This window comes from Rhizobium sp. BK049 (assembly GCF_014193135.1).
Taxonomy (GTDB): Bacteria; Pseudomonadota; Alphaproteobacteria; order Rhizobiales; family Rhizobiaceae; genus Rhizobium.
In genome coordinates this window covers 279,955-296,927 of the sequence record NZ_JACHYV010000004.1, presented here as the reverse complement: position 1 = coordinate 296,927, position 16,973 = coordinate 279,955, and the positions used below count along the sequence as shown (strand labels likewise).

Genomic DNA, 16,973 nt, shown 5'->3' with positions numbered 1-16,973 from the left:
GAGCGTATATCTCGGAGAGGTATCATCCTGAAAAATCACGCGATCATGCACGCAGGAATAGGCGCACTCGCATCGAAGGATTGAGATCGCATGCTCGTGCCCGATTGTAGTCCCCAGATGCAGACGGCCTTTGTCATCGCTTGGTCGATCCGGTCCGTTGCTTCCTGCCTGGGCGTTTCCAGCGTCAGTGCCGCCATGTGGCGATGATGGACGAAGCCGTCGCCGCGGCTTGAGGCCCTGCACCGAGCGCAGCGAGCTTTGCGGCCCGTCGCACCCGTCATTAGTTCATGCAACACGGCTGTTGCCCAAAGGATGCCGCCCGTAGAGCGAAAGGCGTAGGATATACTCGCTTATTTTTCGACTATACTTCCCAGAGTCGTTTTAAACGATCCTCATAGATTTGATCCGATAAATATAGCGAGAGGTACCCGCCATGTATCGCAACGCTCGCCGGTGGATTTCGCACTCACTTCTGGTGGATTCGTTGGTGCCCCGATGGCTGACCGTCGGGGGAAAGGAAAGACCGCGCAAGCCGGCCGAAAAAAGTAAGGATAGAGCTCAACTTGCGGCATCGGCGCAAACCGCCGACGGACACAAGCAGGGCGCCCTTGTCGACGATCCCTATACGGATGCGGCCCTCAACGAGCATGATGGCGGGCAGAAAGCGCACGTGAACGGCGAGGCGGACAACAGACTCGAAGAGCGGTCCTTGCCTGACACTTTCGCAAAGCCTGGCGAAATGGGAAGTCGAAGCGGTGATGCGGCCACGCTGTCGGATCTTATGCCGGAGTTTGCGAATTTCCAGGGGCCCGCGAACGGAGTTGCGTTCGGGGGTGCAGCGTCCCTTCAGCGCACCTATACCGCAATGAGCTCCATGGGCGACGATCCTCTGGCTCCCTATCTGCCGCAAAGTCCTGCGCCGACAGATTCGGGGCAAGGTGCTCCTAAGGTGGCGGCCGGGCGTGCTCATTCGGGCAAGGTCGTCATTCTCGAATCGAGCCCGTCAGGGCAGACGACAGCGCACGACGCCGGCGCGAATTCGCTGGCCTTCGGCATGCCCTTTGGCGTGTGCGGGTGCGGCTACTTTACCTCCCCCACTCGGATTCTCGATTGGGCTCATGGCGGCGCCCTGCTTCAACAGGACGGTCAATTGCCGGGGACCAGGCTGACCGAAGGGCCGGACTATGTGGCTATTAAGCAGGCCATCGGCGCCTCGGTCAGCGATCCGCTTCTCGATCGTGACTTGTCCCCACTCTCGGGGTGGCCCGGCACTGCAACATGGTCGGACGCGGCGCTCACCAATGGAACCCTGCCAGGTGGGGGAGAGACGGGAACGGGAACAAAATCCAAGGATATCGGTATCCTGTCCGGCTCTGTGACGAAGCCACCTAAGCCTTCTACGCAGGGGTCATCGACAACGCAGAGCCTGGCGGCCGCGGCGGTGGCCAGCAACGCAATCGTGCTGGAAAACCAGAAGCAGGGCAATCCGGAGAGCGAGTGGGGCATCGTCGGTGCCGGTAGCTCCAACATCGAAGGCTTTGCGACTGACATCAGCGTCGACAACGGCAAGACGATCGGCTTCAAGATCAATACCAACTCCACCAACTACCGGATCGACATCTATCGGCTCGGCTATTATGGCGGCATGGGCGCCCGCAAGGTCGCGACCATGCAGCACACCGGGTTGCAGACTCAGCCCAGTCCGTTGCGCAATGCCACGACCGGCACAGTGGACGCCGGCAACTGGGCCGTCTCGGCGTCATGGACCGTACCTGATGATGCCGTCTCGGGCGTCTACATCGCCAAGCTCGTGCGTCAGGATGGCACCGCTGGCTCGAACCACATTCCGTTCATCGTGCGCGACGACGACAGCCACAGCGACGTCGTCTTCCAGACCGCGGATGAGACCTGGCAAGCTTACAACGGCTGGGGTGGCGCAAACTTGTATGGCGGCAACGGGCCGGCGACGGGGCAAGGTGCCGGTCGCGCCTATGCGGTCAGCTACAACAGGCCGATTGCCACCCGCGGCGGGGTCGGCACTTACGCCGGTCCCCAAGACTATCTGTTCGGCGCCGAATATGCGGGAATCTATTGGCTGGAACAGAACGGCTATGACGTCTCCTACTTGTCGGGTGTCGACGCCGACCGCTATGGCAGCCTCTTGCTCAATCACAAGACCTATATCGATGCCGGGCATGACGAATACTGGTCGGGACAGCAGAGAACCAATGTCGAGGCCGCGCGCGATGCGGGCGTCAACCTCATGTTCTGGAGCGGTAACGAGGTTTATTGGCGTACCCGCTGGGGCAACGCCTATAGCGCCGACGGCACGCCTTACCGCACCCTGATCACCTACAAGGAGACATGGGCCGGCGGCGATATCGATCCTTCCGACCAATGGACAGGCACCTTCCGCGATCCACGCTTCAGCCCACCGGCTATTGGCGGCGGCAATCCCGAGAATTCGCTGACCGGTCAATTGTTCAAGGTCGACGATGTCGGCAGCAACCTCGGCGCGATCACCGTTGGCTATGATGATGCCAACCTTCGCTTCTGGCGCAATACGAGCGTTGCCAATCTTCAGCCCGGGCAGACGGCGACGCTCACCAAGAACTATCTCGGTTACGAATGGGACGAGGCGCCCGATAACGGCTTCGATCCTGCCGGCCTGGTGAAGCTGTCGTCGACGACACTTCCGGTCAGCACCTACTTGCTCGATTACGGAAACACGACCGGCAATGCGACCGCGACCCACAATCTGACGCTCTATCGCGCCCCCAGCGGTGCGCTGGTGTTCGGCGCTGGCACGGTCTACTGGACATGGGGGCTCAGCGACAATCACGACCTCACAGCGACTCCGACGGATCCTCGCGTGCAGCAGGCAATGGTCAATTTGCTTGCCGACATGGGCATTCAGCCTGGAACACTGCAGTCGGGGCTCACCGCCGGGACCGCGTCGTTGGACCACACTGCGCCGACATCGGTCATCACGGTGCCCGCCACGGCGACCGTTGGATCCACCGTGACGATTACCGGCACCGCTGCCGATACCGGAGGCGGGGTTATCGCCGCGGTCGAGGTTTCGACCGACAACGGGGCGAGCTGGCATCCGGCGACGGGCGATGAGAACTGGACTTATACCTGGCAGCCGCAAACCACGGGCACCTATACCATCCGGTCTCGTGCAGTCGATGATAACGTCAACCTGGAAACGCCCTCGGCGGGACGAACGGTCACCGTCAGCGGGCCGAATTACACCTCTCTCTTCGGTTCGGCGACGCCGGCGGTTGTCAACACCAACGATACCTCGGCGGTTGAACTCGGCGTCAAATTCCAAACCTCCGTGGCAGGCACGGTCACCGGCATTCGTTTTTATAAGGGCAGCCAGGATACCGGCACGCATACAGGTTCATTATGGTCGAGTACCGGCACGCGTGTTGCGACCCTCACCTTCACAAGCGAGACCGCCAGCGGCTGGCAGACCGCCTATTTCACCAGTCCGGTATCGCTGACGGTCGGACAAACCTACACTGCATCTTACCATACCAATACCGGTCACTATTCGTCGACCACCGGCTACTTCACCTCAAATGTAACCAGCGGTCCGCTCACGGCGCCGGCCAGCGGAAATGGCGTCTATGCCTATGGCAGCAACAGCCTATTCCCCACGAGCACCTTCCAGTCGACGAATTATTTTGTCGATGTGATGTTTACCACGTCGAGCTCGAACACGACGCCGACGGCGGTTGCCGATACGGGGGATGCGACCGAGAAGGGCGGCGTGGCGAATGGCTCGGGCGGCGTGGCCGCCAGCGGCAACGTGCTGACCAACGACACCGATCCGGATGCCGGTGACACCAAGACCGTCACGGCGGTCCGCTTCGGGGCGACGTCAGGCACGCTCGGCTCGGCGCTCACCGGCGCCTATGGCAGTCTCGTGCTCAATGCATCGGGCGCCTATAGCTATGCGGTCAACGAGAACAATGCGACCGTCCAGGCGCTGCGACAGTCGACCAACACGCTGAGCGATGTCTTCAGCTACACGATGCGCGACAGCGCTGGCGCCACGGCCACGGCGAATCTGACGATCACCATCCATGGCGCCAACGATGCGCCGGTGCTGGCCGTCCAGACGACGACCCAGAACGCCACTGTCGGCTCTGCCTTCTCCTTCACGCTGCCGACGACCACCTTCACCGATGTCGACAGCGGCGACACGCTCGCTTATGCGGCAACCGCTGCCGACGGCACGGCACTGCCTTCCTGGCTGAGCTTCAACGCCTCGACACGGACCTTCTCCGGCACGCCGACGACGTCAGGCACATACGGCGTCAAGGTCACGGCGACTGACCTCGGCGGCCTTGCCGCCAACGAGACCTTTAATATCGCCGTGTCGACATCAGGCAATACGACGCCGACGGCGGTTGCCGATACGGGGGATGCGACCGAGAAGGGCGGTGTGGCTAATGGTTCGGGCGGCGTGGCCGCCAGCGGCAACGTGCTGACCAACGACACCGATCCGGATACCGGTGACACCAAGACCGTCACGGCAGTCCGTTTCGGGACGACGTCAGGCACGCTCGGCTCGGCGCTCACCGGCGCCTATGGCAGTCTCGTGCTCAACGCATCGGGCGCCTATAGCTATGCCATCAACGAGAACAATGCGACCGTCCAGGCGCTGCGCCAGTCGACCAACACGCTGAGCGATGTCTTCAGCTACACGATGCGCGACAGCGCTGGCGCCACGGCCACGGCGAACCTGACGATCACCATCCATGGCGCCAACGATGCGCCGGTGCTGGCCGTCCAGACGACGACCCAGAACGCCACCGTCGGCTCTGCCTTCTCCTTCACGCTGCCGACGACCACCTTCACCGATGTCGACAGCGGCGACACGCTCGCTTATGCGGCAACGTCCGCCGATGGCACGGCGCTGCCTTCCTGGCTGAGCTTCAACGCCTCGACGCGCACCTTCTCCGGCACGCCGACGACGTCGGGCACCTACGGCGTCAAGGTGACGGCAACCGATCTCGGCAGCCTTACCGCCAACGAGACCTTCAATATCGCCGTGTCGACGACGCCGACGAGCTACAGCCTGTTCTCTGCTTCCAGCACGCCGAGCCGGACCTTCAACGATGGTCAGCAGCTCGAACTTGGCGTCAAGTTCACGTCGAACGTTGCCGGAGATGTCACCGGCATCAGGTTCTATCGCAGCGCCAATGACAACGGCCAGAATGTCGTCGACCTTTGGACCGCGACAGGCACCAAGCTTGCCACCGCCACCTTCACCACCACCACCGCGAGCGGCTGGCAGACGGTGAACTTCACAAACCCAGTCACCATCGCCGCCAATACCACCTATGTCGCCTCCTATCACACGACAGGCGCTTACGTGGCGACCAGCAATTTCTTTACGGCCGCTGTCAGCAACGGTCCGTTGACGGCGCCGGCCAGCGGCAATGGCGTCTATGCCTATGGCGGTTCCGCCACCGCAGGTCTTTTCCCGACCAACAGCTACAATTCAACCAATTACTACGCCGACGTCGTCTTCCGGCCGCAACTGGTCGCGTGATGCAAAGGGATCGGTTTCGAATGAGGCTGACACGACGCAAATGCGGATCGCAGAGAGGAACGCGGCCTCCGCTCCCATTCAAGCGACAGCGATGAACAAGGGCCGGCTCCCTGTGACAGTGCTCGCCGGCTTTCTCGGCGCCGGCAAGACGACGCTTCTCAGCCACGTGCTGACCAATCGTCAGGGCCTCAGGGTCGCTGTCATCGTCAACGATATGAGCGAAGTGAACATAGACGCCAGTCTCATTCGAGACGGCGGCTGCAACCTGTCGCATACGACGGAGGCATTGGTTGAACTCAGCAATGGCTGCATATGCTGTACCCTGCGCGATGACCTCCTGACGGAAGTGCGGCGACTGGCCGAAGAGGGGCGGTACGACTATCTGCTGATAGAGGGAACCGGCATTGCCGAGCCGCGCCCCATCGCTGCCACCTTTTCCTTCCGCGACGAGAATGGTGTTTCGCTCTCCGATTTTGCCAAACTTGACACGATGGTGACTGTCGTCGACGCCGCCAGCCTCTTGGCTGATTACAGCAGCGCCGATCTGCTTCGCGATCGCGGCATGCAGCGGGACGGCGAGGACCGGCGGACACTCATCGACCTGTTGGTGGACCAGATCGAGTTTGCCGACGTTGTCGTGATCAACAAGATCTCGGACGCGACCGAGGAAATCCGCGCAGAAGTTCGCAAGACGGTGGCTGCGCTCAACCCGGATGCGCACCAGGTGGAGACTGACTTCGGCAAGGTTTCTCTTGCAACCATTCTCAGTACGGGCCTCTTCGACGAAGCAAAGGCCGCCGCTCACCCGTTATGGCACAAGGAACTGTACAGCCCGGGTGCTCATGTTCCGGAGACGGAGGAATATGGGGTATCGAGCTTTGTCTATCGCACGAGGCGTCCCTTCGACCCGATACGGTTTCGGGCATTCCTGGACGAGCCCTGGCCAGGGGTCATCCGCGCCAAAGGTCATTTCTGGCTGGCCACGCGACCGCGTCACGTGGGTCTGATGTCGGCGGCCGGAGCGCAACGACGCTGTGAACCCATGGGGCTCTGGTGGGCGGCCGTTCCCCGGCAGGACTGGCCGAGCCACCACCAGTTTCGCCAGCATATTGAGCGCCGATGGGACAGCGCTTGGGGCGATCGTCGGCAGGAACTCGTGTTCATTGGTGTTGACATGGACGAGACAGCCGTCCGCAGCGCGTTGGACGACTGCCTGGCCAGCTCGGATCCGCGGGACTGGTCGGCTCTCGAAGATCCCTTTCCGGCCTGGTAGCACGGGGCGACGCCGGAGTTTGCCGGCTCGACCAGCCGGACCGGCAACACAAGACCGATCAGCTTCCTCTTACACAGCGTCCGCCGCTTAGCGGAAGCACCAGACGGCTCCAGAACCGGATATGCGGTGAGGATCATCATATCGGCGTATGGAGTACCACCAACATACCCAAGATTGCTGTCGTACGTTCCGCTCCGAAAGCTGGCAGGATGAAGCTATTCAATGCTGGTCGACGGGAATGGGGACGCCGCTCTTGCTGAGATTTCATGTGAGGAATCGCAAATACTTGACTGCCGCCGGCGGCACGCCGTGCATCAGTCACGCAACCTCGGCCTGGGCCGCGCTGCTTGGAACTCCGACCGTCGTGTCTTCGAGCACTCAGGGTTCTTCCGACTTTGCCAATCAAGGCAGCGCAACCGTTCAATCCTCCCTCACCGGCACGGTTACATCTTCCTTGATATCATCAGGCGACATGCAGTCGTCGCCTGCATCGTCGACGCCGATGTCGGCGCCTGCCGCCGATGGCGGCGCGCAGGACACGTCCACGAAGACGGCGTCGGCTGCGACGATCTTCGACACGACCTCCTCGGCATCGCAAGACACCGTACTTGCCCCAGATCCCTACGAAGAGGCTGCTACATTGCCTGCCGCCCCCGTGCTGACGGGTATTGCCAGCGATGCCGGCACCGGAAGCGCCACGGCGACGGCGCCGGTCACTTCTTCAAGCACTCTCGACACGGCTTCGTTGCGCCTTCAGGCCTCGATAGCATCCCTCACGGTGGAGCCGAGCCAGGACGCTTCCGCCGATACGACCGCGGTCTCAGCGCTGGCCGCACCAGCGGCGGCTCCGGCTGCGGTCACGCTCAACAAGATCGCACTGGAAAACCTGAAACAGGGCAACCCGATCAGCGAGTGGGGCCTGGAGGGCGATGGCAAGGGCACCATCCAGGGCTTCGCCACCGAAATCAGCACGAATATCGGCCAGACGGTCGATTTCAAGATCGCCACCGATTCCACGCATTACCGCATCGATATCTACCGGATGGGTTATTACGGCGGGGCCGGTGCGCGCAAGGTCGACTCGATCGAGCAGCAGCTGACCACGGCGCAGATCCAGCCGCATCCGATCGTCGACATGTCGCTCGGTCTCATCGACTGCGGCAATTGGTCGGTGTCGGCGAGCTGGCAGATTCCGACCGATGCCGTCTCCGGCATCTATTTCGCCAAGCTGGTGCGTGAGGACGGCACCGAGGATGCCAGCATCATCCCCTTCGTCGTGCGCGACGACTCCTCGCACAGCAATATCGTTTTCCAGACCTCGGACACGACGTGGCAGGCCTATAATGCCTGGGGCGGCGCCAGCCTCTATTACGGCGATGTCCCCGTCGATCCCGCTAACATGATCGGCTACTTGCCGCCGAACTGCAGCTGCGGCCTGACCGCAATCGGTCGCGCCTCGGCGATCAGCTATAACAGGCCGATCATCACCAATACGAGCCCGGTCGGCGGCTCGCACGATTTCATCTTTGGCGTCGAGCATTCAGCCATCCAGTGGCTGGAGCAGAACGGCTACGACGTTTCCTATATTTCCGGCGTCGATGCGACGCGCAGCGGCAATCTGCTGCTCAACCATCAGGCCTTCTTGTCGGTCGGCCATGACGAATACTGGTCGGCCGAGCAGCGCACCAATGTGGAGGCCGCTCGCGATGCCGGCGTGAACCTCGCCTTTTGGAGCGGCAACGAAGTCTACTGGAAGGTTCGCTGGGAAAGCAGCATCGACGGCAGCGGCCAGGCCTACCGCACTATGGTCTGCTACAAGGAGACCTACGGCACCAGCACGGACCCGAGCAGTATCGGCACCGGCACTTGGCGCGATCCGCGTTACGCCGATCCGGGGCAGAAGCCGGAAAATTCGCTGACGGGCACGATGTTTCAGGTGGACGGCTACCGCCAGGATACGATCTCCATCCCCTACGACTATTCGAACCTGCGCTTCTGGCGCAATACCGATGTGGCAGAGCTGCAGCCGGGCGAGACCTACAATCTGGTGCAGAACCTGCTCGGCTATGAATGGGACTCGGATGTCGAGAATGGATTCCGTCCGGCTGGACTGATCGACCTGTCGCTCTCCTCGGTCGCGGTCAACACCTATCTGCGCGATTACGGCTCGACGATCGGCGACGCGGTGGCGACCCACAGCCTGACCATGTACCGGGCGGCAAGCGGCGCGCTCGTCTTCGGCGCCGGCACCGTCTTCTGGTCCTGGGGCCTGAACGCCCAGCATCAGGGGCCGACAACGCCAACCGATCGCAATGTTCAGCAGGCGATGGTCAACATGTTCGCGGACATGGGCATCCAGCCGACAACGCTCGATGCCAGCCTGATCCTCGCCACCCAATCGACCGACACGCTGAAGCCGACCTCGTCGATTACCTCGCCCATCGTGGGTGCCTCCTTTCTCGAAGGACAGCATGTGACGATCACGGGCACGGCGCAGGATTTCGGCGGCGGCATCATTGCCGGCGTCGAGGTCTCCACCGATGGCGGCCAGCACTGGTTCAAGGCCACGGGCCGCGAGAACTGGAGCTATAACTGGGTCGTCCAGGCGAGCGGCACCTATACGATCCTGTCACGCGCCGTCGACGACAGCGTCAATCTGGAGGCGCCATCGGCCGGCAAGCAGGTCACCGTCAGGCTGCCGGGCACGCAGGGCCTGTGGACGCTGGCGGAAAAGCCCGCGACCGAAGTAGCGGTCGATCGCGATTCAGTCGAGCTCGGCCTGCGCTTCCAGGCGACGACGGCAGGCTCAGTGGAAGGCATCCGCTTCTACAAGGGCTTCTATAACATCGGCGAACACGTCGTCAGCCTCTGGAGCAGCACCGGAACGCTGCTGGCGACCGGCGTAGCAACAGGGGAATCGCTCTCCGGCTGGCAGACAGTGATGTTCTCCAGTCCGATCCAGATTCAGGCCGGCACGACCTATGTAGCCTCCTATCACAGCAACGGCTACTACTCGATGACCGCGAATTATTTCAGCGAGCCCTATGCCAGCGGCCAGCTGAAGGCCGTCGATGGCGGCGGCGTCTACGCCTACGGCACCACTGCCGGCACATTCCCCGGCCAGAACCCCGGCGGCACCAATTATTGGGTGGACGTGGTCTTCGATGCCGGCCCCAACAGCCAGCCGGTCGCGACCGACGACAGCAGGCTGATCACCGGCCACAACGGAACGCTTGTTATCTCCATTGCCTCGCTCCTGGCAAACGATACCGATCCCAATGGCGATGCGATGACCATCACGGCCGTCGGCAATGCCGTCAATGGCACGGTCGCTCTCAACAAGCAGACCGGCGCCATCACCTTCACGCCGGCCAACGATTATTCAGGACCGGCGAGCTTCAGCTATACGTTGTCGGACGGGCGCGGCGGCACGGATCAAGGCAATGTCAGCCTGACCGTCCAAACGGGTTCGGCTGGCGAGACACTGTTTACGGCAAGTGAGGGACCGACCGGCGGCAGCTTCAACGACAATACGGCGTTGGAACTCGGCATGAAGTTCGTCGCTTCCTCGACCGGCACGATCTCGGGCATCCGCTATTACAAGGCTGCCGGCGATACCAGCGTGCATACCGGCTCCATTTGGAGAGCCGACGGCACGCTCGTCGCAACGGTCACCTTCACCAACGAGTCGCTCTCCGGCTGGCAGACCGCGAACTTCGCCATGCCGCTGCAGATCACCGCGGGTGCGACCTATGTCGCCTCCTACCACACGACCGGCACCTATGTGGCGACGTCGAATTATTTCAACACGGCACATACCAATGGCTCGCTGACGGCGCTTGCAGGCAGCAATGGCGTCTACTCGGTCGGATCAAGCTCGATCTTCCCGACGTCAAGCTATCAGTCAACGAATTACTGGGTTGACGTCGTCTTCAATCAATCGACGGGCAATACGGTGCCGGTCGCCGCCAATGACAACGGCTATACGACTTATACTAATACGGCTCTGTCGATCGCCGCTGCAAATCTGCTCGCAAATGACAGCGATGCGGATGGCAACCCGCTTGTCATCACCGGCGTCAGCGGAGCGGTCAACGGTTCGGTTTCCTACGACAACCAGACGCAGACCGTGACCTTCACGCCGACGGCAGGATATACCGGGCCGGCGAGCTTCAGCTATTCCATCGCCGACGGTCAGGGCGGCACGGCATCCGCCCAAGTTGGGCTTACCGTCACCGCCCAGTGGAGCGAGCAGAACCTCTTCAGCGCCAATGAAACGCCTGCAGTCGTCTCGGTGAACGACAATCACCCGGTCAATCTCGGAATGAAATTTCAGGCGGACACGGCCGGTTGGGTCACAGGGATCCGCTTCTACAAGGGCGCCGACAATACCGGCCCGCATAACGGTTATCTCTGGACCGCCTCGGGCACGCTGCTTGCAACCGTCACCTTCAGCAACGAAACGGCAAGCGGCTGGCAGACTGCCACGCTCACCCAGCAGGTCGCGGTCGCAGCGGATACGACCTACGTCGTTTCCTACAGCACAAACGGCAATTACTCGGCGACGGGCAATTATTTCAGCACTGAGAAGACCAGCGGCGACCTCAGGGCGTTCAGCGGCGACAATGGCCTCTATGCCTATGGATCGAGCGGGTTGTTCCCGACCAGCAGTTACAACAGCACAAACTACTATGTGGACGTAGCGTTCAAACCGCAGCTCGCGGCGTAACGCCCACAAGGATGCAAGCCGACCATCGAGTAAAGAGTGAGAGTATCGATGATGCGTGCAGACAACAGATTGCCGGTTACGGTTCTCGCCGGGTTTCTCGGCGCAGGGAAGACGACTGTCCTCAATCATGTCCTGAGTAATCGGGAGGGCCGTCGGGTTGCGGTCATTGTCAACGATATGAGCGAGGTTAACATTGATGCGGATCTCGTGCGCGAGGGAGGTGCAGACCTTCTGCGCACCGATGAGACGCTGGTAGAGCTCACCAATGGATGCATCTGCTGCACGCTCCGCGCAGATCTCCTCAGCGAGGTGCGGCGGCTGGCGGCCGCCGGCCGTTTCGACTATCTGCTGATCGAGGGCACGGGGATTGCCGAGCCCCTGCCGATAGCGGCGACCTTCTCCTTCCGCGACGAGAGCGGAGCGGCGCTTTGCGACGTGGCGCGGCTCGACACGATGGTCTGCGTCGTCGATGCGGTCAATCTGCTTGCCGATTACCAGAGCGACGAGTTTCTTGCCGATCGCGGCGAAAGGCGTGACGGGGACGATGAGCGCAAGCTCGTGGAACTGCTCGTCGAGCAGATCGAATTTTCCGATGTCGTCATCATCAACAAGGCGGGCGACGTGCCCAGCGCCGATCTCGCCGAAGTTCGACGGGTCGTCGCAGCACTCAATCCAGATGCCCGTGTCATCGAGGCGGTCTTCGGCCAGGTGCCGCTCGGCGCGATTCTGGATACCGGCTTTTTCAGCGAAGCCAAGGCCGCCCGCCATCCACTCTGGCACAAGGAGCTTTACGGCTGGGGCGATCACGTGCCGGAGACCGAGGAATACGGCATAACAAGCTTCGTGTATCGCAGCCGCCGGCCCTTCGATCCGGCGCGGCTGTGCCGCATGCTCAAGCAGCCATTGCCCGGCGTCATCAGGGCGAAAGGCCATTTCTGGCTGGCGACCCGGCCGGACGAGATCGGTCTGCTTTCGATTGCCGGTACGCAATGCCGCATCGATACCAGAGGGTTTTGGTGGGCCTCGGTGCCGCGGGCGCACTGGCCGCGCCATCCGCAATTCCGCCAGTTACTCGACCGGCATTGGGACGATCTCTGGGGCGACCGCCGCCAGGAGCTGGTCTTCATCGGCTCCGGCTTCGACGAGGGCGCCATCCGCATCGCGCTCGACGATTGCTTGACCGGCGAGGAGACGGGTTTCGATCCTCAGACCGCCGTCGGTCTTCGCGATCCGTTTCCGCCATGGCGGCACGATACGCACGCATCGAACGGAAAAATGTGAAGCGCTTTTCGGATAATCCGATGCGTCGACTCAAAGGTGAACAGGTTTTGATTATCAACCAGAGGAGAGAACAATGAGCAGCGAACTTTATGCAGACGGTATCGGCGAAATCACCGTCACAGGAACGATCGTGCGCATCGACCTGATGTCGCTCTCGGCCACCGATCGTGACGCCAACAACAATCCGAAGCCGGTTTTCCGCCAGCGCATCATCATGCCTGTCGACGCCTTCGCAAATGCGGTTGATCTCATGCAGAAGGCGCTTGGCGGCTTGGTCGAGGCGGGCGCGGTCCGTCGCATCGGTGACATGTCGGCTGCAGCCGCCACCGATATCCAGTCGGTGCAGGGCGCTTCAAACGCCTCGCCGAATTTCAACTGACAACAGGGACAGCCTCGGTCTCGTAGTGTTTCGGGTGGGCCATGAGTGGTTTTCTGCATACCAACCTGCATTGTCTTGCGCTCGTCGCGCGTCACCACGGCGTCGACCTTTCTCCTGAGCGATTGCAGCACGATTATTGCGTCGGCAACGATCCGGTGGCGGTGCGGCAAATGCTCAGAATGGCCAAGGATGCCGGTCTGAGGGCCAGGCATCTGGCCCTCGACTGGCGAAGCCTGTTCCAACTCGGCGACGCTTTCCCGGTGCTTGCCGAACTTTCGAACGGCAACTGGGTGGTCATCGCTGGCGCTCTCGGGGAGGGCGAGGATGAGCGGATCCGCGTTCTCGACCCGCTCGCCAAGCGCCCCGAAGTCATGCTGCTGAGCGAGGAGCAATTCGCCAAGGCCTGGCTCGGATCGGTGGTTCTGCTGAAGCGCAACTACCGCATGTCGGATGAGGACCGGCCCTTCGGCTTCCGCTGGTTTGTCCCGGAAATCATCCGGCAGCGCAGCTTCTTCCGCGATGTGGCGCTCGCAGCCTTCGTGCTCTATGGGCTGGGTCTGACGACGCCGATGTTCTTCCAGCTCGTCATCGACAAGGTGCTCGTGCACCAGAGCTATGCGACGCTGACGGTTCTGACGGTCGGCATCGCGGTGGCGCTCGTCTTCGACGCGACCTTCAGCTTCCTGCGCCGCTATCTGCTGCTCTACGCCACCAACAGGATCGACATCCGGGTGGCGACGCGCACCTTCGGCCATCTGCTTAACCTGCCGATCGCGCTCTTCGAACAGGCCTCGGCCGGTGTTCTCGTCAAGCATATGCAGCAGACGGGGCGCATCCGCGAATTCCTGACCGGCCGGCTGTTCTTGACGCTGCTCGACGGCGTATCGCTCTTCGTCTTCGTGCCTATCCTGCTTCTCTACAGCGTCAAGCTGACCCTCGTGGTGCTGGGTTTTGCGGCGCTCGTCGGGCTTGTGGTGATGATGCTCGTCGGGCCGTTCCAGCGTCGCCTGCAGGCCCTCTATCAGGCCGAAGGCGACCGGCAGGCCCTGCTTGTCGAAACCGTGCATGGCATGCGCACCGTCAAGTCACTTGCGCTGGAGCCGCGCCAGCGCAAGGTGTGGGACGATTATTCGGCGCAGTCGATCTCGGTGCGCTTCCGGGTCGAAAAAATCTCCACCATCGCCCAATCGCTGACCGGGCTTCTGGAAAAGCTGATGAGCGTGGCGATCATCGGGCTCGGCGCGCTCGATGTCTTCAGCGGTTCCATGACGATTGGCGCGCTGGTCGCCTTCAACATGCTGGCCGGCCGCGTCTCGGGGCCGCTGGTGCAAATCGTCACCATGGTCCATGAATATCAGGAAGTGGCGCTTTCCGTGCGCATGCTCGGCGAGATCATGAACCAGCGGCCGGAACAGGCCGGACGCGGCCGAGGTGTGCGGCCGCATCTGCATGGCCGCATCGAATTCGACAGGGTCACCTTCCGCTATGCTCCCGATGCGGCGCCTGCGCTCGACAATGTGTCCTTCGCCATTCCGGCGGGCTGCGTCTTCGGCGTCGTCGGCAAGAGCGGCTCGGGCAAGACGACGATCACCCGACTCATCCAGGGCCTCTATCAGAGCCAGGAGGGGCTGGTGCGCATGGATGGCTACGACAGCCGCGAAATCGATCTCGTGCATCTGAGAACCAGCATCGGCGTCGTGCTGCAGGATAATTTCCTCTTCCGCGGCACGGTGCGCGACAATATCGCTGCCGCCAAACCCGATGCCAGCATCGAGGAAATCATGGAGGTCGCCCGCATCGCCGGCGCGGAAGAATTCATCGAACGCCTGCCGCGCGGCTTCGACACGATGCTGGAAGAAAACGCCGCCAACCTCTCCGGCGGCCAAAGGCAGCGGCTTGCAATTGCACGCGCGCTGATCACCGATCCGAAGCTCCTGATCTTCGACGAGGCGACGAGCGCGCTCGACCCCGACAGCGAGGCGATCATCCGCGAGAATCTGAGCCGGATCGCCGCCGGGCGCACCGTCGTCATCGTGTCGCACCGGCTTTCGACGCTTGTGGATGCCGATGCCATTCTCGTCATCGATCGGGGCAAGGTCGCCGATATCGGCCGGCACGACCAACTGGTGTCGCGCTGCATGACTTATCGCCACCTGTGGGCGCAGCAAATGAGGCAGGTCGCATGAACGCGCGTGTCAGAAAATCCAGCGAGAACCTGCCAATTTCATCAGACAAGGGCGCCTCGGACCATGGCCTCTCGAATAAGGGGCCAGACGGAAGGACCGGGTTACTCGTCGCCCGCCCGCCGCTGCCGCCTGTTATCGCGGAATTTCAGTCCGATGCCGTCGAGCTCGAGGAACGTGCTCCGCCGCGCGTTGCGCGCATGACGCTCTATTGCGTGACGGCGCTGATCGCTGCGACCATCATCTGGGCCTCCGTCTCTGAGATCGACGAGGTGGTGATCGCGCCCGGCAAACTCGTCACCACGCAACCGACCATCGTCGTCCAGCCGCTGGAAACCTCGATCATTCGCACGATCGATGTGAAGGCCGGCGAGGTGGTGCGTGCCGGACAAACGCTCGCAACGCTCGACGCCACTTTCAGCCAGGCCGATGTCGACCAGCAGCAGGCGAAGTTCTCCGCACTCGACGCCCAAGTGAAGCGTATCGAGGCGGAACTTGCCGGCGATGACTACACAATGATGGCCGGATCGACGCCCGACGAGATGCTGCAGTTGCAGCTCTTCGGCCAGCGGCGGGCCTTCTACACGGCGCAGCTGCAGAATTTCGAGCAGCAGATCGCCGGCCAGTCGGCAGCGCTTGCCGCGGCCAAGAACCAGGAAGCCGTGCTCATCGACCGACGCGACACGCTCTCGCAGATCGAAGGCGCGCGCGAGCGGCTCTTCAACACGCAGAGCGGCTCTCTGATCACCATGCTCGGCTCGCGCGACGCCCGCCTCGACGTCGAGTCCGATCTGACGGCCGTGCGCGGCAAGGCCGACGAAGCCGCGCATACCTTTGCCAAGCTGAAAGCCGACCGGCAGGCCTTTATCGAGGATTTCCGCCGCGCCGCGATGGAACAGCTGGTCGAGCTGCGCGGCCAGCGCGACATGGCGGATGAAGAGCTGAAGAAGATGGAGCTGCGCCGCAACATGGTGTCGCTGACCGCACCTGCCGACGCCGTCGTGCTCGACCTCGCCCAGCGCTCCATCGGCTCCGTGGTACGCGAAGCCGAACCGATCGTCACACTGGTGCCGATCAACGTGCCGCTCGAAGCCGAAGTCTCGATCAACACCCGCGACATCGGCCGCATCGCCGTGGGTAAGGAGGCCCGCATCAAGCTGGACGCCTATCCCTTCCAGAAATACGGCACCGCGTCGGGCGAGGTTCGCACGATCAGTCAGGACACGTTCATGACCGGCCAGCAGCAGGAACAGACCGCCACCCCGGGCCAGCCGGCGGCGCCCTTCTTCAAGGCTCGCATCCTGCTTGCCGATACGAGGCTGAACGTCTCGGACGTGCCGGTCAGGCTGCTGCCGGGCATGACCGTCTCCACAGAGATCAAGGTGGGCAACAGAACGGTGATCTCCTATTTCCTCTATCCGCTGCTGCGCGGCCTGGATGATGCCATCCGGGAACCGAACTGAGGGGGCCGCAGACGAGGTGTGGGCGAGGGGCGTCCTACACACGCCGGGGATGGAGGTGGCGCCAGGCCTCCAGGCGGCCGCCCCCAAAAGCGT

Annotated in this window: 8 protein-coding genes; 7 read left to right on the top strand and 1 reads right to left on the bottom strand. The window is 62.2% G+C overall.

The features are described 5' to 3' along the window. The first annotated feature begins 433 nt into the window (after nucleotides 1-433). Both FHT70_RS06605 and FHT70_RS06600 read left to right on the top strand, forming a co-directional pair. Nucleotides 434-5,572, top strand: a complete 5,139-nt coding sequence (locus FHT70_RS06605) for a DUF4082 domain-containing protein (protein WP_183699672.1) — start codon at nucleotides 434-436, stop codon at nucleotides 5,570-5,572. A 91-nt stretch (nucleotides 5,573-5,663) separates the two neighbouring features. Next, entirely contained in the window at nucleotides 5,664-6,845 is a 1,182-nt protein-coding gene (locus FHT70_RS06600) for a GTP-binding protein (RefSeq protein WP_183699670.1), read from the top strand. A gap of 420 nt (nucleotides 6,846-7,265) precedes the next feature. Here the strand turns inward: FHT70_RS06600 and FHT70_RS30680 are convergent, their stop codons facing one another. After that, nucleotides 7,266-7,424 (bottom strand): hypothetical protein, encoded by a 159-nt coding sequence (locus tag FHT70_RS30680; protein WP_311043945.1) that lies wholly within the window; start codon nucleotides 7,422-7,424, stop codon nucleotides 7,266-7,268. Between the two features lie 61 nt (nucleotides 7,425-7,485). On the opposite strand from FHT70_RS30680, the gene FHT70_RS06595 reads away from it, so the two are divergent. From FHT70_RS06595 to FHT70_RS06575, 5 genes are all read left to right on the top strand, one after another. Then, a complete protein-coding gene (locus tag FHT70_RS06595) occupies nucleotides 7,486-11,574 on the top strand; it encodes a DUF4082 domain-containing protein (RefSeq protein WP_311044226.1) in 4,089 nt (1,362 codons plus the stop codon). Between the two features lie 48 nt (nucleotides 11,575-11,622). Beyond that, nucleotides 11,623-12,855, top strand: a complete 1,233-nt coding sequence (locus tag FHT70_RS06590) for a GTP-binding protein (protein ID WP_183699666.1) — start codon at nucleotides 11,623-11,625, stop codon at nucleotides 12,853-12,855. Between the two features lie 73 nt (nucleotides 12,856-12,928). Then, nucleotides 12,929-13,234 carry a hypothetical protein gene (locus FHT70_RS06585; protein ID WP_183699664.1) on the top strand — a complete coding sequence of 102 codons (306 nt, stop codon included), beginning with the start codon at nucleotides 12,929-12,931 and terminating at the stop codon, nucleotides 13,232-13,234. Nucleotides 13,235-13,275: 41 nt separating this feature from the next. Further along, nucleotides 13,276-15,420, top strand: a complete 2,145-nt coding sequence (locus FHT70_RS06580) for a peptidase domain-containing ABC transporter (protein WP_183699662.1) — start codon at nucleotides 13,276-13,278, stop codon at nucleotides 15,418-15,420. Beyond that, complete coding sequence (locus FHT70_RS06575) at nucleotides 15,417-16,880, top strand: HlyD family type I secretion periplasmic adaptor subunit (RefSeq protein WP_183699660.1); 1,464 nt, start codon at nucleotides 15,417-15,419, stop codon at nucleotides 16,878-16,880. Before FHT70_RS06580 ends, FHT70_RS06575 begins: the two co-directional genes overlap by 4 nt. Nucleotides 16,881-16,973 lie beyond the last annotated feature (93 nt).

What these genes read in the sequence shown, in the direction of transcription:
- FHT70_RS06605 (WP_183699672.1), top strand. Translation starts at nt 434, where the DNA reads ATGTATCGCAACGCTCGCCGGTGGATTTCGCACTCACTTCTGGTGGAT.
- FHT70_RS06600 (WP_183699670.1), top strand. Translation starts at nt 5,664, where the DNA reads ATGAACAAGGGCCGGCTCCCTGTGACAGTGCTCGCCGGCTTTCTCGGC.
- FHT70_RS06590 (WP_183699666.1), top strand. Translation starts at nt 11,623, where the DNA reads ATGATGCGTGCAGACAACAGATTGCCGGTTACGGTTCTCGCCGGGTTT.
- FHT70_RS06585 (WP_183699664.1), top strand. Translation starts at nt 12,929, where the DNA reads ATGAGCAGCGAACTTTATGCAGACGGTATCGGCGAAATCACCGTCACA.
- FHT70_RS06580 (WP_183699662.1), top strand. Translation starts at nt 13,276, where the DNA reads ATGAGTGGTTTTCTGCATACCAACCTGCATTGTCTTGCGCTCGTCGCG.
- FHT70_RS06575 (WP_183699660.1), top strand. Translation starts at nt 15,417, where the DNA reads ATGAACGCGCGTGTCAGAAAATCCAGCGAGAACCTGCCAATTTCATCA.